Consider the following 24,708-nt stretch of genomic DNA (forward strand, 5'->3'; position numbering starts at 1 on the left):
CCCGGCCGGTCAGGACGGCGTGGCGTCGTGCGCGCGGTGCTCGGCCGCCCGGGCGACGTTGCGCTGCATGCCGCCGAACACGATGCCGTGGAACGGCGCCACCGACCACCAGTACGCCTGTCCGAGCAGGCCCTGCGGGTGGAACAGCGCCCGCTGGGCGAAGTAGGTGCGTTCCCCGCCGGCGGCGTCGTCCGGGTGCGGGCCGTCGTCGCCCGGGTCGGTGACCTCGGCCGCCGACTCGTCCACGCGCAGCTCGAGCCACGCCAGGCCGGGCAGGCGCATCTCGGCGCGCAGCAGCAGCCGGCGGCCCGGCTCGAGGGCCTCCACCCGCCAGAAGTCGACGGCGTCGTCGATGCGCAGCCGGTGCTCGTCCCGGCGGCCGCGGCGCAGTCCCGGCCCCCCGGCGAGCCGGTCCAGGAGGCCGCGGAACCTCCACGCGAGCGACCAGGAGTACCAGCCGTCCTGGCCCCCGATCTCCTCGATGACCTGCCACAGCACGTCGCGCGGCGCCTCGACCACGGTGCGGCGCTCGTCGACGTACAGCGAACCGCCCGACCAGTCCGGGTCGGTCGGCAGCGGGTCAGACGGTGCGCCGGGCACCGACGCCGACGACCAGCGCGTCGTGACCTCGCCGTCGTGGATGCGCGTCAACGCCAGCTCGATGGCCCCGGCGACGTCGGTGAGGCCCCCGTCCGGGTCCGGCACGTACCGCTCGATGTCCTTGTCGTCGCAGACGACCTCGTGCACCAGGGACTCCACCAGCGGTCGGGCGATCCCGGACGGGACCGGGGTCACCACGCCGACCCAGTGGCTCGACAGCCGCGGTGTGAGGACCGGCACCTTGACGATGACGCGAGGCGGCAGGCCCGCCACCCGGGCGTAGCACTGCATCATGTCGCGGTAGGTCAGCACCTGCGGGCCGCCGATGTCGAAGCCGCGCGAGACGTCCGCGGGCATCCGCGCCGCGCCGACGAGGTAGTGCAGGACGTCGCGGATCGCGATCGGCTGGATACGGTTCTCCACCCACCGCGGAGTCGTCATCGCGGGCAGCCGCTCGGTGAGGTAGCGCATCATCTCGAACGACGCCGAGCCCGACCCGAGGATCACCGCGGCCCGCAGCACCGCCGTCGGCACCCCGGAGGCGAGCAGCACCTCCTCGACCTCCTTGCGCGACGCCAGGTGCGGGGAGAGGTCGCCCTCCGGGACGTCCGGGTACAGGCCGCCCAGGTAGACGATCCGTCCGACGCCGGCCTCCCGCGCGGCCCGGGCGAACGTCAGGGCGTTGCGCCGGTCCCGCGCCTCGAACGTGCGGCCCGTGCCCAGGGAGTGCACCAGGTAGTAGGCGACGTCGGCGCCCTCCAGCGCAGCACGGATCGCGTCCAGGTCGGCCACGTCGGCCTCGACGGTCTCCACGTCGTCCACCCAGGGTCGTCCGGCGAGGCGGGAGGGGTTGCGCGAGACCGCGCGCACCTCGATGCCCGCCGCGAGGAGCTCGGGCACGAGCCGCCCGCCCACGTAGCCGGTGACGCCGGTGACCGCGGCCCTCACGCGAGCAGCTCCGGGACCGCCCGCTCGGTCCGTGACCGCGGCGCCGGGGCCGGCAGCCCGGGCGGCACCGCCGGCCTGCGGCGGCGGTCGATCTCCTCGGCGCCGGACAGAAGGGCACCGTCGACGTCGAGGAACACCCCGTCGTCGCCCGTGCGACGGGGGCACCCCGGGTCGGACGTGGTCACGTGATGATTCCGCATGCCGACAGTCTGCGGTGGGGAGCCCCTGCGCGCAGCCGGGCCGGTCAGCCCGGCAGGCGGACCATCCCCTCCTGGGCGATCGTCGCCACCAGCGCCCCGCCACGGTCGTAGACCCGGGCCAGTCCGAGCCCCCGCCCGCCCTGGGCGCCCGGCGACTCCTGGACGTACAGCAACCACTCGTCGGCACGGGCGTCGCGGTGGAACCACATCGCGTGGTCGAGCGAGGCCATGGGGACCTTCCCGCCCACCTCCAGCCACGACATCCCCGCGGCGCGCAGGATCGGCTCGAGCATCACCTGGTCGCAGGCGAACGCCAGCAGCGCGCGGTGCAGCAGCTTGTCGTCGGACGCGATCGCGTGCCGGGCGCGGACCCACACCAGCTGCTCCGGCCGCGGGTCGGTCGCGGCCCCGAGGTAGACGGAACCGCCCACGTGCGCCAGCTCGAACGCGGACCCCTCCGACCAGTACCGGGCCGCCGGGTGGTCGACCCCGGCCAGCGCCTCGAACGTCGAGGTGACCTCCTCCGGGGGAGGGACGTCGTCGGGCATCGGGACGTACGTCTCGTAGCCCGGCTGGTCCACCTGGAACGACGCCGTGAGCGACAGGATCGGTCGCCCCGCCTGGATCGCGTGCGTGCGGCGTGCGCTGAAGGAGCGGCCGTCCCGCAACCGTTCGACGGCGAAGTCGACCGGCGAGTCCAAGGCACCCTCCCGCAGGAAGTAGGCGTGCATCGAGTGCGGCAGGCGGTCGTCGTCCACCGTGCGCCCGCAGGCGAGCAGCGCCTGGGCCAGCACCTGCCCGCCGTAGACGCGGCGGCCCGGACCCGGGACCGAGTCGCCGCGCCACAGGTCGTCCTCGCCGCGAGGGCCCCAGCCGTCGACCTCACGCAGGTCGAGCGCGGACAGCAGCTGGTCCAGGGGTCCGTCAGGGAGGTCGGTCACGCTGCTCCTCATTCCTCGAAGGTGTTGATCATGCTGAACGCCGCCCGCTCCAGGTAGTCCCACAGCTGGGACTCGTGAGCCGGTGCCAGGTCGAGCGTGTCCACCGCGGCGCGCATGTGCTGCAGCCAGCGGTCGCGGGCGTCGGGGTTGACCTTGAACGGGGCGTGCCGCATGCGCAGCCGCGGGTGACCGCGCTGCTGGCTGTACGTCGTCGGGCCGCCCCAGTACTGCTCCAGGAAGAGGGTCAGGCGTTCCTTGGCCGGACCCAGGTCTTCCTCGGGGTACATCGGGCGCAGCACCTCGTCGGTGGCCACGCCCTCGTAGAAGGCGTCCACGAGGCGAACGAACGTGGCGTGGCCGCCGACGTCGTCGTAGAAGCTGGGGGTCGTGGTCGTCACCGGCTCATCCTCCCAGATCCCGCGGGCGCGTCGGACGCCACGGCCGTCCCAGGAACCCGGCCGGCGCCCGACGCGTTAGGGTGGGTACGGACCTGCAACGACGCACTCCGACGACTTCACCCTGGGGGAGACACCGAATGAGCAAGGCGGAAGACATCCTCACAGCCCTCGGCGGCACCACCAACGTGGTCGAGCTCGAGCCGTGCATCACGCGACTGCGCGTCCAGGTCACGGATCCCGAGCTCGTCGACGAGTCCGGGCTCAAGCACTCGGGCGCCTTCGGCGTGGTCCGGTCGGGACGCGTCATCCAGGTCATCGTCGGGCCCGAGGCGGACAACCTCGCGGCGGAGCTGGACGGCCGGCTCACCTCGGCCTGAGCCACTCCGGCAGCGCGGCACCGACGGGGCGCTCCGGACATCGACGGGAGGGTGCCCTGCGGACGGATCGTCCGCAGGGCACCCTCCCGCTGTCGGTCCAGGACCGGTCAGGCGTCCCCGCCCGGTGCCTCGAGGGCCTCGGTGCGCAGGGCGCCCACGGACCGGAGCTCGGCCTGCGCGGCACGCAGCAGCTCACGGGAGACGTCCCACTGCATGCCCGGACGCACCTGCGCCAGGATCGTGAACGAGATCGAGAAGTCCGACACCGAGTCCACGCCGTTGCGCACGGCGGGCGGCTCGAGGAGCTCCGCACCGAGCTCGTCGTCCGCGGCCACCCTGTCGCAGGCGCGACCCAGGGCGGCCCGCACCACGTCGACGTCCGCGTCGACGGGCACGCGCACCTCGGCCATCGCCCGCGACCAGCGCTGGGTGCGGTTCCCGGCGCGCAGGATCTCGCCGTTGCGCACCCACCACAGGGTCCCGTCCAACGCACGCACCTGCGTGGTGCGCAGCTGGACCTCCTCGATGACACCCTCGGCGCCGGACCCCAGGTCCACGACGTCACCGACGCCGTACTGGTCCTCGATGAGGATGAAGATGCCCGAGATGAAGTCCCGGACCAGGGACTGGGCGCCGAACCCGAGCGCGACGCCGGCGACCCCGGCCGAGGCCAGCAGCGGCCCGACGTTGAAGCCGACCTCCGTGAGGATGCTCAGCAGGATCATGACACCCACGACGACGTTCGCCGTCGAGTTCAGCACCGAGCCGACCGTGCGGGCCCGCTGCGCGCGACGCTCGGACGCGAGCGGGTTGGCGACCGCCAGGGCGTCCTCCATCAGCGGCGTGCGGCGGAACCAGTCCTTCCAGCCCTTCTCGTCCCCGCGCTGACCGCCCGCGGCGATGCTCTCGGTGACGTGGGAGATGACGCGGCGCAGCAGCACCAGGACGACGATCCCGACCACGAGGATGATCAGGACGTGCAGCGGCCAGCCGCTGAACCACTCCCAGAAGGTGCGGCCGGCGTCGGCAGCCGCGTCCCCGGTCTTCCCGAGCACACCCTCGGAGGTGCTGGGAGACGGGCTCGGGTCGGTGGCGAGGGGCAGCAGGGTCGATGTCATGGTGTCGGCACGCACGCCGTCCACCGTAACGGCCCCTCCTCGGTGCCCGGAACCTCGGGACCTGGCACGGCAGGGCCCGGTCCGACCGTTCGGCCGGCCCGATCCGGGCCGGACTCGCGTCGCAACCAGCGCCGTCGCCGCGTGGACGCTGCCCCGGGACCGGGAGAAGTGGCAGGATCGTCCCCGTGAGCCAGACCCAGAACACCCAGGCCGGGCCCGACGGCGCGACGCCCTCCGAGCTGCACGAGCTCGCCGCGGCGTACGGCGTGCTCACCGAGTACCAGCAGTTCGGCGGCGGGACCGCCCACGTGCCCGAGTCGACCCTCGCCGCGGTGCTGTCGGCGCTCGGCGTCGGCGCCGGCACCCCGCAGGAGATCACGCAGAGCCTGCGGCGCACGCACGACGCCGCGTGGCGGCACGTGCTGCCGCCGACCGTCGTCGTCCGCCAGGGGGAGGCGAACCGGCTCCCGGTGCACGTCACCGACGGGGCATCGGTGCACGTCTGGGTCGAGCTCGACGGCGCGGAGCCGGAGGCGCGACGTCACGAGGTGCGTCCACGCCGCGACCTGGACCAGCTCGACGACGACACCGGCCCGCGCGAGGTCGACGGCCGGCGGGTGGGTCGCGCCACCTTCGCCGTGCCCGCGGACCTCCCGCTGGGCTGGCACACCGTGCACGCCCTGACGGAGGGACACGAGTCCACGTCCACCCTGGTCGTCACCCCGTACCGCCTCGAGCTCGGCGCCGACCTGGAGCGCCACCAGGCCTGGGGGGTGCTCGCCCAGCTCTACTCCGTGCGCTCCCGCACGTCCTGGGGCCTGGGCGACCTGGCGGACCTCGCGGACCTGGCCTGGCTCACCGCCCACCGTGCCGGGGCCGACTTCGTGGCGGTCAACCCGCTGTCGGCCGCCGAGCCGGTCACGCCCATGACGCCGTCGCCCTACCTGCCGACGTCGCGCCGGTTCGGCAACCCGATCTACGTCCGCGTCGAGGACATCCTCGAGACGGCGTACCTGTCGGCCGCGGACCGCTCGCTGGTCGAGTGGGCGGCCGACCCGGTGCGCGACCTGGACACGAACGGCGGCCCGATCGACCGGGACGCGGTGTGGGACGCGAAGAAGGCGGCGCTCGAGGTCGTGCACTCCGCACCCCGTCGCGCGGCTCGGCAGGCGGCGTTCGAGGACTTCGTCGCCGCGGAAGGTGCCGGCCTGCAGGACTTCGCCACGTGGTGCGCGATCACCGAGGAGCTGGCGGGTGGGCCGTGGCCGGCAGAGATGTCCGATCCCGCCGCGCCGGCGGTCGGCGCCGCACGCGAGCGGCTCGCCGAGCGGATCGACTTCTACTGCTGGCTGCAGTGGGTGTTCGACGAGCAGAAGCGGTCGGCTCAGCGCACCGCCCGCGAGGCAGGGATGCGGCTCGGTATCGTTCACGACCTGGCGGTCGGGGTGCACCCCGACGGGGCGGACGCCTGGGCGCACGGAGACGTGCTCGCGACCGGCGTCGGGGTGGGGGCGCCCCCGGACATGTACAACCAGCAGGGGCAGAACTGGTCCCAGCCGCCGTGGAACCCGCAGGAGCTGGCACGCGCGGGCTACGCGCCGTATCGCGACATGCTGCGCACGGCGCTGCGGCACGCCGGGGCGCTGCGGGTGGACCACATCCTGGGGCTGTTCCGGCTGTGGTGGGTGCCGGACGGCATGGATCCGACCCAGGGTGCCTACGTGCGCTACGACCACGACGCCCTGGTGGGCATCCTGTGCCTGGAGGCGCAGCGCGCGGGCGCCGTCGTCATCGGCGAGGACCTGGGGGTGTTCGAACCCTGGGTGCGCGAGTACCTCGCCGACCGCGGCGTGCTGGGGACGTCCGTGCTCTGGTTCGAGAAGACCGACGGGCGGCCGACGGCGCCCGAGCACTACCGGCACCTGACGTTCGCCACGGTCGGCACGCACGACATGCCGCCCACCGCCGGCTACCTGGCGGGGGAGCACGTCGACCTGCGCGAGCGCCTCGGGCTGCTCACCGAGGACGCCCAGATGCTCCGTAGCCAGGCACGCGCCGAACGGAGCTCCGCCGTGCGTGCGCTCGCCGAGCAGGGGCTGATCGGCGACAACCCGTCAGAGCGAGAGGTGGTCGAGGGGCTGCACCGCTACCTGCGGCGTTCGCGCGCCGCCCTGGTGGGAGTGCAGCTCGTGGACGCGGTGGGTGAGCGCCGGTCGCAGAACCAACCGGGCACCGACACCGAGTACCCCAACTGGAAGGTGCCGCTGGCCGATTCCTCCGGGAACCTGGTGCTCGTCGAGGACCTCTTCGACAACGCCCGGCTGCGGTCCCTGCTCAGCGCCGTCGCCACCGCCCGGTAGCCCACCGGTCCACTCCCCACCCGCGAGGTAGGCGACGTTCTCGCGAGGTAGGCGACGTCCCGCCCAGGTAGGCAAGGGTCCTGCGGGGTAGCACACGATCGTGTGCTACCCCGCAGGACCCTTGCCTACCTCGCCGCGGGGTGGTCTTCCTCGCGGGCAGGGCGCGTCAGGCGTCGACCGCCTGCGCGGCCAGCGCCCGCTCGGTGCCGGCCAGCGACTCCACCACCATGCGGCGCAGGGCCGCCGGGGCGTCGGCGTGCGCGTCGAGCCAACCGCGCACCGTGTCCCGCAGCTCGGCGGAGGCCAGCGGTGCCGGGTACAGCCCCTCGATCAGCTCCTCGGCGATGTGGTAGCTGCGGTTCTCCCAGATCGGGACGAGGGCGTCCACGTACCGCCGGGCGAACGGCTCGAGCACCGCGGGGTCGGTGACCCGCACGAAGCCGGCGGCCGTGGCGCGGATGATCGCGTTGGGCGCGTCGGCGTCGTCCACCACGGAGGCGAACGCGCGCTCCTTGCCCGCCGCGGTGGGGACGGACGCGAGCGCCCGGGCCGCGGCCTGGCGCCCGGTCGCGGTGTCGTCGGCGGCGCGGGCCGCCTCGACCTCGGCCTCGTCGGCCGCGCCGAGCGCCACCAGGCCCTGGAGGATCTCCCAGCGCAGGTCCGTGTCCACCCGCAGCGCGTCGAGCACCACGGAGGAGTCCAGCAGACCGCGCAGCGGCGCGACGTGGCCCGCCGTGGAGGCCAGGGATGCGAAGTACTTGACGAGCTGCAGCTGCAGGTCGGAACCCGGTGCGGCGTCCTGGGCGAGGGCCCACAGCGTGTCCCCGACGCGCTCGACCGTGGCCGCCCGGCGGTCCGGCGCCACGTACGACTGCGCGGCCAGGCCGAGCTGGGCGAGCGTGGTGCGCACCGTCGTCGACTCGGTCTCGGCCGCGATGTTGCCCAGCACCAGGTCGACGTACGCCGACGCCGGGGTCTCGCCGTCGCGCACCGCGTCCCAGACCGACCCCCACACCAGGGAGCGCGCCAGCGGGTCGGCGATGCGGGACAGGTGCTCGACGGCGAAGGCCAGCGAGTCGTCGTCGAGCCGGACCTTGGCGTAGGCCAGGTCGTCGTCGTTGACCAGGATCAGGCCTGGGCGGGTGAACTCCACGAGCTCGGGCACCTCGGTGCGCTCGCCGTCGACGTCGACCTGCACGGTCCGGGTACGGACCACGGCGCCGGAGTCGTCGAGGTCGTAGAACCCGATGCCGAGCCGGTGCGGCCGGATCGTCGGGTGGTCGGCCGGTGCCGACTGCTCGACGGCGAAGGCGGCGATGCGGCCGTGGGCGTCGAGCTCGACGGCGGGTCGCAGCGTGTTGACGCCGGCCGTCTCCAACCAGGCCTTCGACCAGGCGGCGAGGTCACGGCCGCTGGTGGCCTCGAGCTCGACCAGCAGGTCCTTCAGCTCGGTGTTGCCCCAGGCGTGCTTGCGGAAGTAGGCGGAGACGCCGCCCACGAACTCGTCGCGTCCGACCCACGCGACCAGCTGCTTGAGGACGGAGGCGCCCTTGGCGTAGGTGATGCCGTCGAAGTTGACCTGCACGTCGTCCAGGTCGTTGATCTCGGCCACGATCGGGTGGGTGGACGGCAGCTGGTCCTGCCGGTACGCCCAGGTCTTCTCCATCGCGTTGAACGTGGTCCACGCGGCGTCCCACTCCGTGGCCTCGGCCGTGGCGAGGGTCGAGACGTACTCCGCGAACGACTCGTTGAGCCACAGGTCGTTCCACCACTTCATGGTGACCAGGTCGCCGAACCACATGTGGGCCAGCTCGTGCAGGATCGTCACGACGCGACGCTCACGGATCGCGTCGGTGACCTGGGACCGGAACACGTAGGACTCGGTGAACGTGACGCAGCCCGGGTTCTCCATCGCGCCCATGTTGTACTCGGGCACGAACAGCTGGTCGTACTTGTCGAACGGGTAGGGGACGCCGAAGGTCTCCTCGTAGAACGTGAAGCCCTGGCGGGTGGTCGCCATGATCGCCTCGGCGTCGAGGTGCTCCGACAGCGACGCGCGGCAGAACACGCCGAGGGGCACCGTCCGGCCGTCCGACGACGTCGCCTCGCCCCGCTCGACGGCGTAGGGCCCGGCGACGAGCGCGGTGAGGTAGGTGGAGATGCGGGGGGTGGGCTCGAACTCCCACCGCGCGGCGGCGACGTCGGGCTCGGTGGCGTGGGACGCTGCGGACGGTTCCGGCGTGGGCTGGTTGGACACGACGTGCCACGCGGCCGGTGCCGTCACGGACAGCTGGAAGGGTGCCTTGAGATCGGGCTGCTCGAAGGTCGCGAAGACGCGGCGGGCGTCGGGGACCTCGAACTGCGTGTACAGGTAGACCTCGCCGTCCACGGGGTCGACGAACCGGTGCAGGCCCTCCCCGGTGTTCATGTAGGCGCCGTCGGCCACGACACGCACCTCGTTCTCGGCCGCCAGCCCCTCGAGCGTGATCCGGGAGTCCGCGAACACCGCCCCGACGTCCAACGGCCTGCCGTTGAGCGTGACCTCGTGCAGGGTGGGTGCCACGAGGTCGAGGAAGGTCGTGCCGCCCTCGGTCGCGGTGAACCTGACGACGGTGGTCGACGCGAAGGTCTCGGGGCCGGTCGTCAGGTCGAGGTCGACCGTGTAGGACTCGACGGCGGTGACGACGCCGGCGCGCTCGATCGCCTCGGCGCGGGTCAGGTTCTCTCCGGGCACGGGTGCTCCCTGGGACGGTGACGGGTGGTCGGTCACGAGGTCTTCGTGACACGCGTCGATCATGCCATCTCGGCACCGGCTCGCCGAACCCTTTCACCCGGAGGACCGCGGCCTTCCGGGCGCCGCGGCGCGTTGCGGGGTTCGACCGACGAGACCAGGTCGTGACATCCTGCGCTGTGCGCGTCAGCGCCGGTCGGTCCCCGGCCGTCCGCTCCGGGAGGGAGAACAGATGTCCGGCACCGTGCCGCCGCCCCCGCCGCCGCCCGGTCCTGCTCCGCAGGGCCAGGGAGGCCGGCAGCCGCGCGCGTCCGAGGACCGTGGGGGCTCGTCCTCGCGGATGCCACCGTCGATCACGCCCGGCGCCTCCGCCGCCAGCCCGCCGGCCGCGTCGCCCGACGCCGCCCCGACGGCCCCGCAGACACCCACCGTGCACGCGCCGGTCCCGCCGGCGCCCACGAGCGCACCGCCCGCGGCCGCGCCGGCATCCAGCCCTGCCCCGCCGCCCGCCCGGCAGCCGGCCTACCAGCAGCAGGCCTACACCCAGCCCGCCTACGCACAGCCGCCGCAGCAGTACACCGCTCAGCCGCAGCCGTACGGGTACACCCCCGAGCAGTACGCCTACCAGCAGCCCGGCGGTCCGCAGGGGACCACCCAGACCCCCGCCGTCGCCGCGGGGCAGCGCCGCAAGAAGAAGCTCACCCCCGGGTGGATCGCCTTCATCGCCCTGGACGTGGTCCTCGTCGTCGTCGCCCTCGTGGTGGGGGTCAACGCTCTGAGCGGCTCCGAGGAGCCCGCGGTGACGGCCGGCGACCCGGCCGCCGTCGCCTCGCCGGGGACCGACGGCGCGGACGACGAGTCCGGGCAGGCGGACCAGGAGGCGGCGACCGGTGCGCTGGTCGCCGAGTTCGCCTCGCCGTCGCGCAACATCAGCTGCCAGATCTTCGAGAACGCGGCCACGTGCGGCCTGGCCGAGCTCAACCAGCAGCCCGCACCGGTGGAAGGGTGCGACGGCACCACCGGGTACGTCGTCACCCTCGACGGCGAGGGCAAGGTCGCGCTGCCGTGCGTGGCGAAGAGCGACAAGCCGAAGAAGGCGCCCAAGAAGATGGCGGTGCTGGCCTACGGCGACTCGACCACCGAGGGTGACTTCACCTGCACCAGCGAGCAGGACGGCATGTCCTGCCGGCACGAGCCGACCGGCAACGGCTTCTCGCTGGCGCGGGCCGGCGTCGGCAAGCTCTGACCCGTCCGACGCGCGAGAGCCCCGGCCCGTGGTGGGCCGGGGCTCTCGCGCCTCGGGCGTGCGGGTCGCCCTCGTCGGCAGAGGTCACCAGATGCGCACGCGCTCCTCGGCCGGGAGGTACAGCGCGTCCTGCGGCGCGACGTCGTAGGCGCTGTAGAACTCGTCGACGTTGCGCACCACACCGTTGCAGCGGAACTCGTTGGGGGAGTGCGGGTCGGTCGCGAGCCGACGCTCGATCTCGGCGTCGCGGCCCTTGGCCTGCCACACCTGGGCCCACCCGAGGAACACCCGCTGCAGACCGGTCATGCCGTCGATGACGGGGGCCTCCTCCAGCGGGCGGCCGAGGGCGATCCGGTAGGCCTTGATCGCGATGGACAGCCCTCCGAGGTCGCCGATGTTCTCACCGATCGTCAGCGACCCGTTCACCGTGGGGCCGGTCTCGCCGAGCTGGGCGGGACGGAAGGCGTCGTACTGGGCGATGAGCGCCGTCGTGCGCTTCTCGAACTCCGCGCGGTCGGCCGGGGTCCACCAGTCCTCGAGCCGCCCGTCCCCGTCGTACTTGGAGCCCTGGTCGTCGAACCCGTGGCCGATCTCGTGCCCGATCACGCCACCGATACCACCGAAGTTCACGGCGTCGTCGGCCTCGGGGTCGAAGAACGGCGGCTGCAGGATCGCCGCGGGGAAGACGATCTCGTTCATCCCCGGGTTGAAGTAGGCGTTGACCGTCTGCGGGGTCATGAACCACTCGTCGCGGTCCAGCGGTCGGCCGATCTTGCCGAGCTCGTAGTCCTGCTCGAACGCGTGGGCACGCCGCACGTTGCCGACCAGGTCGTTCGCGTCCACGACGAGGTCGGAGTAGTCACGCCACCGGACGGGGTAGCCGACCTTCGGCGTGAACTTGCCGAGCTTGGTCAGCGCCCGCTGCTTGGTCTCCTCCGTCATCCAGTCCAGACCCTGGATGGACTCCCGATAGGCGGCCACCAGGTGCTCGACCAGGACGTCCATGCGCTCCTTGTTGCTCGGCGGGAAGTGCCGCGCCACGTACTCCTGCCCGACGGCCTCGCCCAGCGCGCCCTGGACCACTGTCACACCGCGCTTCCACCGTTCGCGCACCTGCTCGGCGCCCGAGAGGGTGCGGCCGTAGAAGTCGAAGTTCGCCTCGACGAGCGCGTCGTCGAGGTACGGCGCCCGCGCGGTCACGAGGTGGTACGTGGCCCAGAGCTGCCAGTCAGCCAGGGGCTCGGTGGTCCACAGGTCGGCGAACCCGGTGGCGAACGAGGGTTCGTGGACCACCAGGGCGTCCATCGAACCGGCGGGCGCCCCGAGCGCCTCCGCCCAGGCCGCCCAGTCGAAGCCGGGTGCGGTCTCGACGAGCTCGGCGAGGGTCATCGGGTTGTAGGTCTCGGTGGCGTCGCGATCACGCACGACGTCCCAGTGGTGCGCGGCGAGCCGCGTCTCGAGCGCGACGACGCGCTCTGCCGCGTCCTGCGCCGTCGTGCCCCACGTGTCGGACCCGACGCCGGCGTGCGAGAGCATGCGGGCCACGTGCGGGGCGTAGGCCGCGCGGACCGCCGCGTACTGCTCCTCGCGGTAGTACGCCTCGTCGGGCAGGCCGAGCCCGCCCTGGACGAGGTTGGTGACGTACCGCTCCGGGTCCTTGGCGTCGTTGTCGACGTACAGGGCCACGGCGCCGCCGCCGCCGGTGCGCTGCAGCGTGCCGAGCACCCGGGTCAGGGCCGGCAGGTCGGCGGCACCGCGGATCGCCTCCAGCTCGTCGGCGATCGGGCCGGTGCCGAGCTCCGCGATCCGGTCGGTGTCCATGAAGCTCGCGTACAGGGCGCCCACCTGGGCCTGCGCCCCCGTGGCGTCCCCGTCGCGGACCGCCTGCCCGGCGTCGGTGATGATCTCGCGCACGTGCTCCTCGGCGGCGTCGTGCAACGCCCGGAACGCCCCGTCCATGGCGCGGTCCGCGGGGATCTCGTGGGAGTCGAGCCACCGTCCGTTGACGTGGCGGAACAGGTCGTCCTGGGGGCGGACGGCGGGGTCGAGTGCGTCGGTGTCGATGCCGGACCGCAGCCCGGTCGCGTCGGTCGTCATGGCGCCACCCTACGCGGCGGGCCGCGCTGCGAGACGGTGCGGCGCGTGCCGCCGGAGTGCGTGACAATGAGCCCCATGCGACTGCACATCGCCGCCGACCACGCCGGTTTCGAGCTCAAGGCCCACCTCGTCGAGCACCTGCGCGCCGCGGGCCACGACGTCGTCGACCACGGCGCCCACACGTACGACCCGCAGGACGACTACCCGGCCTTCTGCCTGGCCGCCGGGGAGGCCGTGGTGGCCGAACCGGGCTCGCTCGGGATCGTGATCGGCGGGTCCGGCAACGGCGAGCAGATCGCCGCGAACAAGGTCGACGGCGTGCGGGCCGTGCTCGCCTGGTCCACGGAGACCGCGATGCTCGGACGCCAGCACAACGACGCCAACGTCATCGCGGTGGGCGGCCGCATGCACGCGCCGCAGGAGGCCACCGGGTTCGTCGAGGCGTTCATCGCCGAGCCGTTCTCCGGGGACGCCCGCCACCAGCGCCGCATCGACCAGCTCGCCGCCTACGAGGCGTCGCGACCCTCCGCCTGAGGTGCCCGAAGGGCACACCGTCCACCGGCTCGCCCGGACCCTGACCGAGCTGTTCGCCACGCAACGGCTGCAGGTCAGCAGCCCGCAGGGCCGGTTCGCCGCGGGCGCGCTCCTGCTCGACGGCGCCACGTTCCTGCGGGCCGAGGCCTGGGGCAAGCAGCTCTTCGGGGCCTTCTCGCGGACCTCCCCGGAGCCCGAGCAGTGGCTGCGGGTCCATCTCGGCCTCTACGGCGCGTGGACCTTCGACGGCGACGCCGGCACCGACGTCGTGCACGCCATCGGGGCGCCGCGGCGGCGGATCGGTGAACGCGACTCCGTGCCGGACCGGGGCGGTCCGCCCGCCACGGCGGGGGAGTGGAGCCCGCCGGCTCCGCGCGGTGCCGTGCGGGTGCGCCTCGTCGGCGACCACGCGGTCGCGGACCTGACCGGCCCCACGGCCTGCGAGGTCCTCACCACGGCGGAGAAGACCGCCGTCGAGGCGCGGCTGGGCCCGGACCCGATCCGGCCGGACGGCGGCTGCTCCTCGCTCGAGGTCGCGCGCGAGAGGTTCGTGACCCGCGTCCGGCGCTCCCGCGTCGCGGTCGGGCAGCAGCTCATGGACCAGGCCGTCGTCGCAGGGGTGGGCAACATCTACCGCGCCGAGGTGCTGTTCCGGGCGGGGATCGACCCCCTGCGGCCGGGCCGTGACGTGCCCGGCGCGGCACTCGCGGCGCTCTGGGACGACCTGGTCGTCCTGATGCGCGACGGGGCGGCCACGGGCCGCATCGTCACCACCCGGCCCGAGCACCGGGACGCTGCGCACGAGGTGGTGTCCGGCGACGCCGGCGATCGCACGACCGGGCGCGCCGCGACGGGTGCGGCACGCCGTCGGACCCGTCAGAACACCGACGACGACCCGGACGCCGTGCCCGCCGCCGACGCGTTCTACGCCTACCACCGTGACGGGCTGCCCTGCCGCGTCTGCGGCACCCCGGTGCTGGTCGGCGAGCTCGCCGGCCGCACCCTGTTCTCCTGCGGGCGCTGCCAGCGGTAGGTCTCAGAACACCCAGCCGCACACGGGCGCGACCGGCCAGCCGAAGGCCGTGCTGGTCGCCGCCAGGGTGCCCGGCGTGCGCTCGGTGACCAGCCCGCCCGCGGCCAGGGCGGCCAGCGAGGTCCCGCCCAGATAGGCCGCCCCGAGCTCGCGCACGTCCAGGGCCAGGTCCGCTGCCGACGCCGGGACGTCGGCGCGCTGGCAGGACGCGTCGCCGAACGCGTCCGCGCGCAGGTGCCAGACGCCGTCGTTCCCCGGCAGCCGGGTGTCCGTGACGGCCACCGTGACGTCGACGTCCGCCGCGTACCTCCGCCCGGCCAGCGCCGCCGGGACGTCGACGAGCCGGATCCAGACGTTGTCGACCCGGCGCTGGTCCGCGGCCCGCGGGTTCACGAGCAGGGTGAGCAGGGGGTCGTCGGGCGCGAGGATGAACGGCTTGGTCTCGCTCATGAGGTCGAGGTCCAGCAGCACGCCCCACAGGGCCCGTGCGGCGGGGGCGTCGAGCGCGACGGCCTCGGCCACCTGGACGGTCCCGCGGGGGCCGGTGGTGCCCCACTCGAGGGAACGGCGCAGCAGGGCGTAGCCCCGCGGCGCGCCGTCCCGCTCGACCACCACGATGCGCCGCGACTCCTGGCCGTGGCGCAGCGCCGCGGGGTCCGCCCAGCGGGCGGCCCGCAGCTCGGGGGTCTCGCGGGTCGCCCAGCCGGGACGGTCGATCCCGGTCCCGCCGACGTCCTGGCCCGCCGCCCGGTGCACGGACTCCACGACCGACCCGTGCCGCTCCTGGTCGGCGTGCTCCACGCGGACCGTGTGCTCGTCGGCGCCGGGGACGTCCCGCAGCGCCGACCCGCGAGCGAGCGTGACGCGGACGTCGTCGGCGGCCTTGCCGTACCCGAACCGGCCGTAGATGGCGTACTCGGCCGCGAAGAGCGCCGAGAGCGGCTCGCCGCGCTCGCGGCAGCGTGCCAGGTGCAGGTCGATCATCGCGGAGGCCAGCCCGCGGCGGCGGTGCTGCGGGTGGACGCCCACCCAGGTCAGGCCCGCGGTGGGCAGGGTCGCGCCGGGCACGGGGAAACGGGAGAAGGGGTACGAGGCGTGCACGGCCGCCAGGTGCCCGTCCGCGTCGGACGGGTCGACGTCGTCCGGCTCGACGCCGACGACCCGGTCCCAGCTCAACGGGGACGGCAGGGCGTCGAGGACCTCGGGGTCGGCCGCCACCGGGAAGGCCCACGTGTCCAGGTCGGTCACCGCCCGCTGGTCCTCCACGCCCAGGAGGCGGAAGCGGTAGCCGGACGGGATCGGGGTGTCGGGGAGCATGCCCCGATCGTGGCCTGCCGTCGGCCGCCGCGCCACAGGTTTCCGGCGCGGTAGTGTCGCGGCGTGGCCGCCGAGAGCTCCCCGAGCCCCGCCGAGGAGTACCTGGACGAGGTGCTCGCCGTCGTCGAACGGGTCCCGGCGGGCCGTGCGACGACGTACGGCCTGGTGGCCGAGGCCGTCGCCGACGTGCTCGGGCGCGGCGGCCCCCGGCAGGTCGGTCAGGTGATGGCGCGTGCCGGCGGGGGTGTGGCGTGGTGGCGGGTGGTCAACGCGGCGGGATCGCCCCCGGCGCACCACCTCGACGTCGCCCTGGCCGAGCTGCGCGCCGAGGGCTGCCCGTTGACCCGCGACGGCCGCCGGGTCGACCTGCGCCGAGCCGTCTGGCTGCCCTGACCCCGTCCGCGATCAGGCGAGCAGTGCGGCGACCGCCGTCGCGTCGCCCTGGACCAGCAGCGTCGTCAGGGCCGTGTCCTCCCAACGGGCCAGGTCCGCGCGGACCTTGGCCGCCGGCCCCACCAGGGCGATCTCCTCGACCAGCTCGGTGGGCACGGCGCGCGCGGCGTCCTCCTTGCGTCCGGCCAGATAGAGCCGCTGCACCTCGTCGGTGACGTCGGCGTAGCCGAGCCGGTCCAGGGACGCCTTGTGGAAGTTCGCCTCCTTGGCGCCCATCCCGCCGGCGTACAGCGCGATGTGGGGCCGCACGACGTCGGCCGCGGACTCGACGTCGTCGCGCACCACCACGGGGATCGTCGCGGCCACCTCGAAGTCCTCGGGACGGGACCGCTCGTCGGCCCGCCGCGCGAAACCGGCCGCCAGGAGCTCACGGTGCTCGGCGTCGGCGCTCGGGGCGTAGAACCCGGCCATCCAGCCGTCGGCGATCTCCGCGGCCAGCGCCACGTTCTTGGGTCCCTGCGCGGCCAGCACGATCGGGACCTCGGGGCGCACGGGATGGACGGTGGGCTTGAGCGCCTTGCCGAGCCCGGTCGCCCCGGGAGCCGCTGCGGGCACGGGCAGGGTGTAGAACTCGCCGTCGTAGGCCACCGGGCGCTCGCGGGCGATCACCTCGCGCACGATGTCGACGTACTCGCGGGAACGGGCCAGCGGCCGTCGGTACGGCTGCCCGTACCAGCCCTCGACCACCTGGGGGCCCGACGCCCCGAGCCCGAGCACGAACCGCCCGCCCGACAGGTGGTCGAGGGTGAGGGCCTGCATGGCGGTGGCGGTGGGCGTGCGGGCGGCCATCTGCGCGATGCCGGTCCCCAGCCGCAGGCGGGAGGTGTGCGAGCCCCACCAGGCCAGCGGGGTGAAGGCGTCGGAGCCGTAGGCCTCGGCCGTCCACACGGAGTCCAGGCCGGCGGCCTCGCCCTGCTGCAGCGCCTCGACGATGCCGGCGGGCGGCTTGCGCGACCAGTAGCCGGTCTGGATGCCGATGCGCAGGGTGGTCATGGGGCTCCTCGTCGAGTCAGGGCGGTCCGAACGTTACCCGAGACGCATGGTCTCGGGTACCCACACCCTAGCCGAGATGCGGCGTGAGACGGTGGCTCGGATGCTGAGGTCATGGCCACGTACGACGATGTCGCCCGCCTCGCGCTCGCTCTGCCGGACACCGCGGAGGCGGTCTCGCGCGGATCGCGGACCTGGAAGGTCGCCGGACGCCAGTTCGTCTGGGAGCGACCCTTCCGGAAGGCGGACCTGCGTCGCTTCGCTGACGCCCCGGTGCCCGAGGGCCCGATCCTCGCGGCAGCCGTCGAGGACCTGGGGGAGAAGGAGGCCGTGCTGGCCGCGCACCCGGGCTCGCACTTCACCATCGAGCACTTCGACGGGTACGCGGCGGTGCTGGTCCGGCTCGAGGCGGTGGAGGACGGCGTGCTGGCCGAGACCGTCGAGGACGCGTGGGCGGCCCGGGCGTCGCGCTCGCTGGTCGCCCGGCACCGACAGTCGCGGTGACCGTCAGCCGGACGTGCGGTCCGCGCGCGCCCGGTCGGCCATCGTGTTGAGCAGGGCTGCGGCGCGTTCGGCGTCGTCCACCGTGACGACGACGCCGCGCCCTCCGGAGCGCTCCACCAGCACGGCCTCGCCCGCCCGCAGCACGACCCCGACGCGACCCTTGTCGAAGCCGACGCGCCAGCCCCAGCCGCCGAAGTCGCCGAGCGGGTTGACCCGGGTCACCGAGGCTTCCACGACCTCCTCGACCGGGACGTGGGTGCCGGGCCACCCCAGCACCGAGCGCACCGTGAAGCCGGTCGCGTCGACCCGCACCCTGAAGGCGAACATCGCGGCGAACAGCACGGCCAGCAGTGCGGGGACCAGCAGCATCGCCCACAGCTGCATGACGACGGCGAGCACCGTCGTGGCGACGACGGCTCCGATCCCCAGCACGAGGGCCGCGCCTCCCCGGGCCGTTCGCATCCAGACGGCACGTTCGCTGCGGGCCAGCGTCGCTCGGGGAGCGTCGGCCGCGACTGGCCCCTCGGCCGGCAGGGCCGGGTCGCCCGGGACCAGCGCCGCGGCGATCGCGGCGGGGAGCAGCGGGGCGAGCAGGACCACGGCCAGGGCCCAGCCGGGCAGCTCCGCGGTCTCCGCCGTGCCCAGCCCCCGTTGGAACCCGGCGGTGACCAGCAGGAGCGCGGCGCCGAGGCCTCCGGACCAGACGGCGGCGCCGGCCGCCATGCGACGGGTGGAGGCGCTGGAGCCCCAGGCGAGTCCGATCCCGGCGAACAGGGTCAGCAAGCCGATCGTCGTCGCCACGGCCACGACGATCATCCCCGTGACCGACATCGTGTCGTCCGGGACTCCGCCGGCACTCCAGTGGGTGGCGACCCGGTCGGGCAGGTCGTCCCGCCAGCCCCACACGGTCGCGGCCGCGCCGAGGGTGAGGACCAGCCCGGCGAGCGAGGACCACAGGGTCGAGCGGCGGGCGCGCCGGCGCCAGGCCGGTGTCGGGTCGGGGTGGGTGGTCATCTCTTGAGCTCTTCCTGGAGAAGGGTGGTGGTGGCCTCGGGTGAGAGGTGCGCCTCGCGGGCCGCCGCGACGAAGGCGCGCAGCGATTCCTCGACGGTGGTCAGGTCCGTGGCGGCGGCCCCGGTGATCACGGCGCCGCGCGACCGCCGCAGGTCGACGAGGCCCTCGTCCCGCAGCTGCTGGTAGGCACGCAGGACGGTGTGCACGTTGAGCTCCAGAGACCTCGCGAGCTCACGTGCCGCGGGCAGGCGGTCCCCGGGGGAGAGGTCGCCGCGGGCGACGGCGAGGTGCGCCTGCGCGACGAGCTGGGCGTACAGCGGCTCGTCGCTCCCGGCGTCGATGGTCCAGAGCATGGCGCCATCGTACTAGTTCTATGACAACTAGAACAAGATCGGGAGAGGCGCACCCGGTGCGACAGGGCGATGACGGAGGTGATGCGGCCCTCGGGGGACCTGCTGGGGAAGTGGCGCGGTGCCCCATTGCACCGCACCACGTCCCTTCCTAGTGGCGTGTGCCACAAAGGTTCAAGGGCTGTTGCCGAATCGCAATCAGATGACGTACTCGATGAGCTGGGACGGGTCCTCGAACGACTGACCGTTCGTCGGCCGGGTGGGCGAGGGGCGCCGCAGCTGGGCGGGGACACCGACGGCCACGGCCCCGGCCGGGACGTCCTTGGTCACCACGGCGTTGGCGCCGATCTTGGCGTCGCTCCCGATCCACAGCGGGCCCAGCACCTTGGCGCCGGAACCGACCATCACCCGGTCGCCGAGAGTGGGGTGCCGTTTGCCGGGGTTCATGGTGCGCCCACCGAGGGTGACACCGTGGAACAGGAGGCAGTCGTCGCCCACCTCGGCCGTGGCGCCGATGACGACGCCCATGCCGTGGTCGATGAACAGTCGGTGGCCGATGCGGGCGCCGGGGTGGATCTCGACGCCCGTGAGCAGCCGGGAGACCAGCGAGAGCACCCGCGCCGGCAGCCGCAGCACGGGACGCTGCCACATCGCGTGGGCGACACGGTGGTGCCAGACGGCGTGCACCCCGGGGTAGGTCAGGACCACGGAGAGCAGCGAGTCCGCTGCCGGGTCCTGGGCGCGCGCGACCTCCGCGTCCTCGAGGAGGAGGCGGAGGAACGCGCGCGCCGAGGAGTCCGCCATCAGTCCAGCAGATCCGAGAACAGCACCGTGGACAGATAGCGCTCGCCGAAGCTCGGGATGATGACGACGATCAGCTTGCCGGCGTTCTCCGGGCGCTCGGCCACCTGCTTGGCGGCGGCGAGAGCGGCACCCGAGGAGATGCCGACGAGCAGACCCTCGTCCTGGGCGGCCCGCTTGGCGTACTCGACCGCGGTCTCGGCGTTGACGTCGATGACCTCGTCGTAGATCTCGGTGTCGAGGATCTCCGGGACGAAGTTCGCACCGATGCCCTGGATCTTGTGGGGTCCGGGGGCGCCGCCGTTGAGGATGGGGGACTCCTCCGGCTCCACGGCGATGATCTGCACCTCGGGCTTGCGCTCCTTGAGGACCTGCCCGACACCGGTGATGGTGCCGCCGGTGCCGACGCCGGCGATGACGATGTCGACCTCGCCGTCGGTGTCGGCCCAGATCTCCTCGGCCGTGGTCTCACGGTGGATCTTCGGGTTGGCCTCGTTGGCGAACTGGCGGGCCAGGATGGCGCCGGGACGCTCGGCGGCGATCTTCTCCGCCGCGGCGACGGCGCCCTTCATACCCTCGGATCCCGGCGTCAGCACGAGCTCGGCGCCGTAGGCGCGCAGCAGGGCGCGACGCTCCTTCGACATGGTCTCCGGCATGGCGAGCACGACGTCGTAGCCGCGCGCCGCGCCGACGAACGCGAGGGCGATGCCGGTGTTGCCCGACGTCCCCTCGACGATCGTGCCGCCCGGCTTGAGCTCGCCCGAGGCTTCGGCGGCGTCGATGATCGAGACACCGATGCGGTCCTTGACCGAGCTGGCCGGGTTGTAGAACTCGAGCTTGGCGGCGACGGTGGCCGCGGGTCCCTCGGTCAGCCGGTTGACCCGGACCAGCGGAGTGCGGCCGATGAGCTTCGTCGCGTCGTCGTAGATGGTGGCCATGAGGTCGATCCTCCGTGAGTGGTGGTGGTGCGGACGGGATGGGGCGGCGGGGGCGGCGCCGACCGAGGTGGTCTGCTCGCCGAGCACGCCGACTGCGGGGGTGGGGTGGTGCGGGCCTCGAGCGTCGCACGCTCGCCGCGACCCGTGGCGCGGGTCAGGCGTGACGTGGGCGCTCTACCGACAGCAGCAGGGTGTGGCGGCGGGGAGCGCGGAGCGCGACTCGGCGCGACGAGCGGCGGCGGGGACTCGCGGCACGACACGAAGGGCCGTGACGGTCATCGTTCCTCCCCGGGGCGTGGCGGCCGGTGCCGCTCGCAGGCTGCTGTGCAGGGCGCGCGGTGCGCGCCCTGGTCGTGAGCCTAGTCAGACCCGGACCGATCGACAAGATGCGAGTCATCCATCGATGATGTCGATGCTTCGGGCCGTGCTCGTGGTGGCGTCCGCAGGTCCCGCCCCGAACAAGAGAGGCCCCGGGGCGCTCGAGGCGTACCGGGGCCGTGTCCTGTGACGGAGCGGGCGACGGGAATCGAACCCGCGTAGCCAGTTTGGAAGACTGGGGCTCTACCATTGAGCTACGCCCGCACGAGTCCGACGACGGCCACCTGGTGGCGCGGAGCTCGTCGGAACGCGGGCGTCAGCCTAGCAAAGCCCGCGGGCGGTCCGTGCCGCCCGTGTCGCCCGCCGGGGTGCGCCGTCGTCGGTCGCTGACCGCGCCGCCGGCCCGCCGTCGCACACTAGACTGTGCGCCGGGCCCGCCGTCCTGGGCGGACGGGCACCACGGGGTGTGGCGCAGCTTGGTAGCGCATCTGCTTTGGGAGCAGAGGGTCGCAGGTTCAAATCCTGTCACCCCGACGTCGTGATGTCTCAGGACATCCCGGACAGCCTGGTCCTGGCGATCCCAGGAGCACCGGGATCCTTGCTCGGCAGGGATCGGGAGCGGAAGCATCGAGCTCGACGTCGCTGACGCAGTCGGCGACAAGCCGTCGCGGCAACCGGTCGCCCGACGGCCCGAGCGGCAGGAGACGGCAGTGAGGCTTCAGCAGGACACGATTCTCATCACCGGCGGCACATCGGGCATCGGGCTCGAGATGGCCACGCGACTGGCGGAGCGGGGCAACACCGTGATCGTGACGGGGCGCAGCGAGGATCGGCTGGCCGAGTTCCGGCGGACGCATCCGTCGCTTCACGCGCTGGCGGTCGAGGTGACCGATCGTGCGTCCGTCGAGCAGCTGTACCGGGCGGCGACGGCCGAGTTCCCGGGCCTGAACATCCTCATCAACAACGCCGGGATGATGCAGGCCATCGACTTCGCCACCGCCTCCGTGGACCACATCACCGACGAGATCTCGGTCAACCTGGCGGGCCCGGTGCTGGTCACGCAGGTCTTCCTGCCGCACCTTCTGGAGCAGCCGGAGTCGGCGGTGCTGAACGTCACCTCCGGGATCGCCTACTTCCCGTTCGAGAAGGCGCCGCTGTACAGCGCCTCGAAGCTGGGCCTGCACTCGTACACGCAGTCCCTGCGCGCCCAGCTCGAGGGCACGTCGGTCGCGGTCTACGAGCTGGCGCCGCCCCGGACCACCCAGCCCATGTTCAGCGGGTCCGAGGCGGACAACGCCCAGGTGGATCGTGTCCCGATGATGCCGGTCGCCGACGTGGTGGCGCACATGATCACGGGGATGCGGAAGAACCGCTCCGAGATCCGTCCCGGGATGAGCAAGCTGCTCCGGTTGATCGGGAAGATCCGGCTCTGAACGACGGTCTGCGCTCCGGCCGTACCGGCGCTACCGCGCCGTGGTCGACGTGAGGAGCGCGAGCTTGTCGGCGTCCGGGGTGCCCGGCTGCGCGTGGTAGATCACGAGCATCATGCCGTCGCTGCCGGTGACGGCGAGCTTCTCGCGGTCGACCTGCAGCGTGCCCAGGCTCGGGTGGGCGAACTGCATGGTCGCACCCTGCCGCACCCGGATCTCGTGCCGTGCCCATAGTCGCCGGAACAGCGGCGAGGCGAGCGAGAGCTCTCCGACGAGCTCGATGAACTGCGGGTCGTCGGTGTCGGTGCCGACCGACTGCCGGAATCCGGCGACCAGACCGGCGGCCGCGTCTTCCCAGTGGGGCTCGAACAGCTCGCGCTCGGCCGGGTCGAGGAAGAAGTCGCGCAGCCGGTTGCCACCGACGGCGAGCCGCGGCGACAAGGCCGTCGCCTGACGGTTCGCCGCCAGCACGTCGAGGTTACGCCCCTCGACGAACGCCGGGAACGGCAGCTGCTCGACCAGCCGCATCGTGTGCGCCGGGACGGTCTCCACCCGGCGGCGTCGAGGCGTCCGACGGGGGCGCGACGCGCCCAGCTCGAGCAGGTACGCCGCCGTGTCGGCGTCCAGCCGCAACACCCGAGCGATCGACTCGAGCACCTGCGCCGACGGGTTGCGGTCGCGTCCCTGCTCGAGCCGCAGGTAGTAGTCGGCACTGATGCCGGCGAGCATCGCGACCTCCTCGCGCCGCAGGCCCGGCACCCGTCGCACGCCGACGACCGGGATGCCGAGCTGCTCGGGAGTGACGAGCTCGCGCCGGGCGCGCAGGAACTCACCGAGCTCGTTCGCCGCCGCGTCCGTCATGTCTGCGAGCGTAGGTGATGCGGCCACCGGCATCCTGGTCCCGCCGGCCCCAGGATCGACGGGAACCTGGATGCCACCGGTCCGACGGAGAAGACTGGTGTCATGACCACCGAACAGCCTCTCGTCCTCGTCACCGGCGGTGCCGGTTTCATCGCGGGCCACGTCATCGCGGCCCTGCTCGAGAAGGGCTACCGCGTGCGCACGACGGCGCGGTCGCTCGATCGTGAGGTGCAGGTGCGCGAGCAGCTCGCACGCCTCGGCGCCGACCCCGGCGATCGGCTCGAGCTCGTGGTGGCAGACCTGCTCGACGACGACGGTTGGGACGCGGCGGTGCGCGGCGCCGACCACGTGCTGCACGTCGCGTCTCCGGTGCTGCCCGGCCACGTCGAGAACGAGGACGACGTGATCGTCCCGGCACGTGAGGGCACGCTGCGGGTGCTGCGCGCGGCGCACGAGGCGGGCGTGAAGCGGGTGGTCCTGACCTCAGCCTTCCACGCGATCGGCTTCGGCTGGGGCCGCACGGAGCACACCTTCACCGACGACGACTGGTCCCCGCTCGACGGTCCCGGGATGGACGCCTACGGGCGCAGCAAGGTGCTCGCGGAACGGGCCGCGTGGGACTTCGCCCGGGAGTCGGGCCTGGAGCTCGTCGCGGTGAACCCTGTTGCCGTCCTGGGCCCCGTCACGTCGTCGTCGGTGACCGGGGGGAACGCGATCGTGCGCAGCATCCTGTCGGGGCAGGTCGACTCGTACCCGAACCTCTGGATCCCGATCGTCGACGTGCGCGACGTGGCCGCGGCGCACGTCCTCGCGATGACCGCCCCGCAGGCCGCGGGGCAGCGTTTCCTCGTGGGCAGCGGCGACGGCCTGACGCTCGAGGCGATCGGCGCCGTCCTGCGCGCACGGCTCGGCGACGCGGCATCGCGCGTGACGACCAGGACGACGCCGAGCGAGGTGATCCGCGCGGCCGCCGAGTCGAACCCGGCCATGCGCGGACTCGCCGACGACATCGACATCGTGAAGCAGATCGACGCGTCCAAGATCCGCCGGGTGCTGGGGTGGCATGCACGCCCGATCGAGGACACCGTGGTCGACGCCGCCACGAGCATGCTCGACCTCGGACTGATCACCCCGGCAGGTCGATGACGA

Annotated in this window: 23 protein-coding genes and 2 tRNA genes; 10 read left to right on the forward strand and 15 right to left on the reverse strand. The window is 73.3% G+C overall.

Features of this window, described 5'->3' with window-relative positions:
* Window positions 1-9: 9 nt before the first annotated feature.
* The 4 genes from ACIQLL_RS12385 to ACIQLL_RS12400 are packed head-to-tail and all read right to left on the reverse strand — an operon-like array spanning window position 10 to window position 3,087.
* Window positions 10-1,548 carry an SDR family oxidoreductase gene (locus tag ACIQLL_RS12385; protein ID WP_402467470.1) on the reverse strand — a complete coding sequence of 513 codons (1,539 nt, stop codon included), beginning with the start codon at window positions 1,546-1,548 and terminating at the stop codon, window positions 10-12.
* Entirely contained in the window at window positions 1,545-1,733 is a 189-nt protein-coding gene (locus tag ACIQLL_RS12390; protein ID WP_402467473.1) for a hypothetical protein, read from the reverse strand. The genes ACIQLL_RS12385 and ACIQLL_RS12390 overlap by 4 nt, the downstream gene beginning before the upstream one ends.
* A 59-nt stretch (window positions 1,734-1,792) precedes the next feature.
* Complete coding sequence (locus ACIQLL_RS12395) at window positions 1,793-2,701, reverse strand: acyl-CoA thioesterase (protein ID WP_402467476.1); 909 nt, start codon at window positions 2,699-2,701, stop codon at window positions 1,793-1,795.
* Window positions 2,698-3,087 carry a globin gene (locus ACIQLL_RS12400; protein WP_402467479.1) on the reverse strand — a complete coding sequence of 130 codons (390 nt, stop codon included), beginning with the start codon at window positions 3,085-3,087 and terminating at the stop codon, window positions 2,698-2,700. Before ACIQLL_RS12400 ends, ACIQLL_RS12395 begins: the two co-directional genes overlap by 4 nt.
* Before the next feature lie 137 nt (window positions 3,088-3,224).
* Here ACIQLL_RS12400 and ACIQLL_RS12405 point away from each other — a divergent pair, with 137 nt between their 5' ends.
* Window positions 3,225-3,464 (forward strand): glucose PTS transporter subunit EIIB, encoded by a 240-nt coding sequence (locus ACIQLL_RS12405; protein ID WP_402467481.1) that lies wholly within the window; start codon window positions 3,225-3,227, stop codon window positions 3,462-3,464.
* 107 nt (window positions 3,465-3,571) lie between these two features.
* Here ACIQLL_RS12405 and ACIQLL_RS12410 read toward each other — a convergent pair whose 3' ends face one another.
* Window positions 3,572-4,597: a mechanosensitive ion channel family protein gene (locus ACIQLL_RS12410; protein WP_402467484.1), complete on the reverse strand. Its 1,026-nt coding sequence runs from the start codon at window positions 4,595-4,597 to the stop codon at window positions 3,572-3,574.
* Between the two features lie 170 nt (window positions 4,598-4,767).
* On the opposite strand from ACIQLL_RS12410, the gene malQ reads away from it, so the two are divergent.
* Complete coding sequence (gene malQ / locus ACIQLL_RS12415; RefSeq protein WP_402467487.1) at window positions 4,768-6,942, forward strand: 4-alpha-glucanotransferase; 2,175 nt, start codon at window positions 4,768-4,770, stop codon at window positions 6,940-6,942.
* Between the two features lie 166 nt (window positions 6,943-7,108).
* On the opposite strand, the gene pepN is transcribed toward malQ, so the two are convergent.
* Window positions 7,109-9,676 (reverse strand): aminopeptidase N, encoded by a 2,568-nt coding sequence (gene pepN, locus ACIQLL_RS12420; protein ID WP_402468119.1) that lies wholly within the window; start codon window positions 9,674-9,676, stop codon window positions 7,109-7,111.
* A 337-nt stretch (window positions 9,677-10,013) separates the two neighbouring features.
* On the opposite strand from pepN, the gene ACIQLL_RS12425 reads away from it, so the two are divergent.
* Window positions 10,014-10,919 (forward strand): hypothetical protein, encoded by a 906-nt coding sequence (locus ACIQLL_RS12425; protein WP_402467490.1) that lies wholly within the window; start codon window positions 10,014-10,016, stop codon window positions 10,917-10,919.
* 84 nt (window positions 10,920-11,003) lie between these two features.
* Here the strand turns inward: ACIQLL_RS12425 and ACIQLL_RS12430 are convergent, their stop codons facing one another.
* On the reverse strand, window positions 11,004-13,016 hold the full coding sequence (locus ACIQLL_RS12430) for a M13 family metallopeptidase (RefSeq protein WP_402467493.1): 2,013 nt from the start codon (window positions 13,014-13,016) through the stop codon (window positions 11,004-11,006).
* Between the two features lie 75 nt (window positions 13,017-13,091).
* Between ACIQLL_RS12430 and ACIQLL_RS12435 the strand changes: the two genes are divergently transcribed.
* Complete coding sequence (locus ACIQLL_RS12435) at window positions 13,092-13,550, forward strand: ribose-5-phosphate isomerase (protein ID WP_402467496.1); 459 nt, start codon at window positions 13,092-13,094, stop codon at window positions 13,548-13,550.
* A gap of 1 nt (window position 13,551) precedes the next feature.
* The gene (locus tag ACIQLL_RS12440; RefSeq protein ID WP_402467499.1) at window positions 13,552-14,583 is read left to right on the forward strand and encodes an Fpg/Nei family DNA glycosylase; all 1,032 of its coding nucleotides are present in this window, start codon (window positions 13,552-13,554) and stop codon (window positions 14,581-14,583) included.
* A 3-nt stretch (window positions 14,584-14,586) separates the two neighbouring features.
* Here ACIQLL_RS12440 and ACIQLL_RS12445 read toward each other — a convergent pair whose 3' ends face one another.
* Window positions 14,587-15,900 (reverse strand): GNAT family N-acetyltransferase, encoded by a 1,314-nt coding sequence (locus ACIQLL_RS12445; protein WP_402467502.1) that lies wholly within the window; start codon window positions 15,898-15,900, stop codon window positions 14,587-14,589.
* A gap of 63 nt (window positions 15,901-15,963) precedes the next feature.
* On the opposite strand from ACIQLL_RS12445, the gene ACIQLL_RS12450 reads away from it, so the two are divergent.
* On the forward strand, window positions 15,964-16,293 hold the full coding sequence (locus tag ACIQLL_RS12450) for an MGMT family protein (protein WP_402467505.1): 330 nt from the start codon (window positions 15,964-15,966) through the stop codon (window positions 16,291-16,293).
* Between the two features lie 12 nt (window positions 16,294-16,305).
* On the opposite strand, the gene ACIQLL_RS12455 is transcribed toward ACIQLL_RS12450, so the two are convergent.
* Window positions 16,306-17,337: an LLM class F420-dependent oxidoreductase gene (locus ACIQLL_RS12455; protein ID WP_402468122.1), complete on the reverse strand. Its 1,032-nt coding sequence runs from the start codon at window positions 17,335-17,337 to the stop codon at window positions 16,306-16,308.
* A 120-nt stretch (window positions 17,338-17,457) separates the two neighbouring features.
* On the opposite strand from ACIQLL_RS12455, the gene ACIQLL_RS12460 reads away from it, so the two are divergent.
* Window positions 17,458-17,847: an MmcQ/YjbR family DNA-binding protein gene (locus ACIQLL_RS12460; RefSeq protein ID WP_402467508.1), complete on the forward strand. Its 390-nt coding sequence runs from the start codon at window positions 17,458-17,460 to the stop codon at window positions 17,845-17,847.
* Between the two features lie 3 nt (window positions 17,848-17,850).
* Here ACIQLL_RS12460 and ACIQLL_RS12465 read toward each other — a convergent pair whose 3' ends face one another.
* The 5 genes from ACIQLL_RS12465 to ACIQLL_RS12485 form a co-directional block, all read right to left on the reverse strand.
* Complete coding sequence (locus ACIQLL_RS12465; protein ID WP_402467510.1) at window positions 17,851-18,861, reverse strand: DUF1648 domain-containing protein; 1,011 nt, start codon at window positions 18,859-18,861, stop codon at window positions 17,851-17,853.
* A complete protein-coding gene (locus ACIQLL_RS12470; protein WP_402467513.1) occupies window positions 18,858-19,214 on the reverse strand; it encodes a GntR family transcriptional regulator in 357 nt (118 codons plus the stop codon). Before ACIQLL_RS12470 ends, ACIQLL_RS12465 begins: the two co-directional genes overlap by 4 nt.
* Before the next feature lie 195 nt (window positions 19,215-19,409).
* A complete protein-coding gene (cysE, locus tag ACIQLL_RS12475; RefSeq protein ID WP_402467516.1) occupies window positions 19,410-20,015 on the reverse strand; it encodes a serine O-acetyltransferase in 606 nt (201 codons plus the stop codon).
* A complete protein-coding gene (cysK, locus tag ACIQLL_RS12480) occupies window positions 20,015-20,950 on the reverse strand; it encodes a cysteine synthase A (RefSeq protein ID WP_402467519.1) in 936 nt (311 codons plus the stop codon). Before cysK ends, cysE begins: the two co-directional genes overlap by 1 nt.
* A gap of 511 nt (window positions 20,951-21,461) precedes the next feature.
* Window positions 21,462-21,532 (reverse strand) — tRNA-Gly (locus ACIQLL_RS12485).
* 196 nt (window positions 21,533-21,728) lie between these two features.
* Between ACIQLL_RS12485 and ACIQLL_RS12490 the strand changes: the two genes are divergently transcribed.
* Window positions 21,729-21,802: transfer RNA gene (locus ACIQLL_RS12490), tRNA-Pro, on the forward strand.
* Window positions 21,803-21,978: 176 nt separating this feature from the next.
* On the forward strand, window positions 21,979-22,701 hold the full coding sequence (locus ACIQLL_RS12495) for an SDR family oxidoreductase (protein WP_402467522.1): 723 nt from the start codon (window positions 21,979-21,981) through the stop codon (window positions 22,699-22,701).
* 30 nt (window positions 22,702-22,731) lie between these two features.
* Here ACIQLL_RS12495 and ACIQLL_RS12500 read toward each other — a convergent pair whose 3' ends face one another.
* Window positions 22,732-23,559 carry a helix-turn-helix domain-containing protein gene (locus ACIQLL_RS12500; protein WP_402467525.1) on the reverse strand — a complete coding sequence of 276 codons (828 nt, stop codon included), beginning with the start codon at window positions 23,557-23,559 and terminating at the stop codon, window positions 22,732-22,734.
* Window positions 23,560-23,661: 102 nt separating this feature from the next.
* On the opposite strand from ACIQLL_RS12500, the gene ACIQLL_RS12505 reads away from it, so the two are divergent.
* Complete coding sequence (locus ACIQLL_RS12505; protein ID WP_402467528.1) at window positions 23,662-24,705, forward strand: SDR family oxidoreductase; 1,044 nt, start codon at window positions 23,662-23,664, stop codon at window positions 24,703-24,705.
* Window positions 24,706-24,708 lie beyond the last annotated feature (3 nt).

Origin of the sequence: Isoptericola aurantiacus, assembly GCF_044769875.1 — a bacterium.
Taxonomy (GTDB): Bacteria; Actinomycetota; Actinomycetes; order Actinomycetales; family Cellulomonadaceae; genus Isoptericola; species Isoptericola aurantiacus.

Excerpts from the sequence above, each read along its gene's own strand:
- ACIQLL_RS12395 (WP_402467476.1), bottom strand. The coding sequence starts at position 2,701 with ATGAGGAGCAGCGTGACCGACCTCCCTGACGGACCCCTGGACCAGCTG.
- ACIQLL_RS12405 (WP_402467481.1), top strand. The coding sequence starts at position 3,225 with ATGAGCAAGGCGGAAGACATCCTCACAGCCCTCGGCGGCACCACCAAC.
- ACIQLL_RS12425 (WP_402467490.1), top strand. The coding sequence starts at position 10,014 with ATGCCACCGTCGATCACGCCCGGCGCCTCCGCCGCCAGCCCGCCGGCC.
- ACIQLL_RS12430 (WP_402467493.1), bottom strand. The coding sequence starts at position 13,016 with ATGACGACCGACGCGACCGGGCTGCGGTCCGGCATCGACACCGACGCA.
- ACIQLL_RS12435 (WP_402467496.1), top strand. The coding sequence starts at position 13,092 with ATGCGACTGCACATCGCCGCCGACCACGCCGGTTTCGAGCTCAAGGCC.
- ACIQLL_RS12445 (WP_402467502.1), bottom strand. The coding sequence starts at position 15,900 with ATGCTCCCCGACACCCCGATCCCGTCCGGCTACCGCTTCCGCCTCCTG.
- ACIQLL_RS12460 (WP_402467508.1), top strand. The coding sequence starts at position 17,458 with ATGGCCACGTACGACGATGTCGCCCGCCTCGCGCTCGCTCTGCCGGAC.
- ACIQLL_RS12465 (WP_402467510.1), bottom strand. The coding sequence starts at position 18,861 with ATGACCACCCACCCCGACCCGACACCGGCCTGGCGCCGGCGCGCCCGC.
- ACIQLL_RS12470 (WP_402467513.1), bottom strand. The coding sequence starts at position 19,214 with ATGCTCTGGACCATCGACGCCGGGAGCGACGAGCCGCTGTACGCCCAG.
- cysE (WP_402467516.1), bottom strand. The coding sequence starts at position 20,015 with ATGGCGGACTCCTCGGCGCGCGCGTTCCTCCGCCTCCTCCTCGAGGAC.
- cysK (WP_402467519.1), bottom strand. The coding sequence starts at position 20,950 with ATGGCCACCATCTACGACGACGCGACGAAGCTCATCGGCCGCACTCCG.
- ACIQLL_RS12500 (WP_402467525.1), bottom strand. The coding sequence starts at position 23,559 with ATGACGGACGCGGCGGCGAACGAGCTCGGTGAGTTCCTGCGCGCCCGG.
- ACIQLL_RS12505 (WP_402467528.1), top strand. The coding sequence starts at position 23,662 with ATGACCACCGAACAGCCTCTCGTCCTCGTCACCGGCGGTGCCGGTTTC.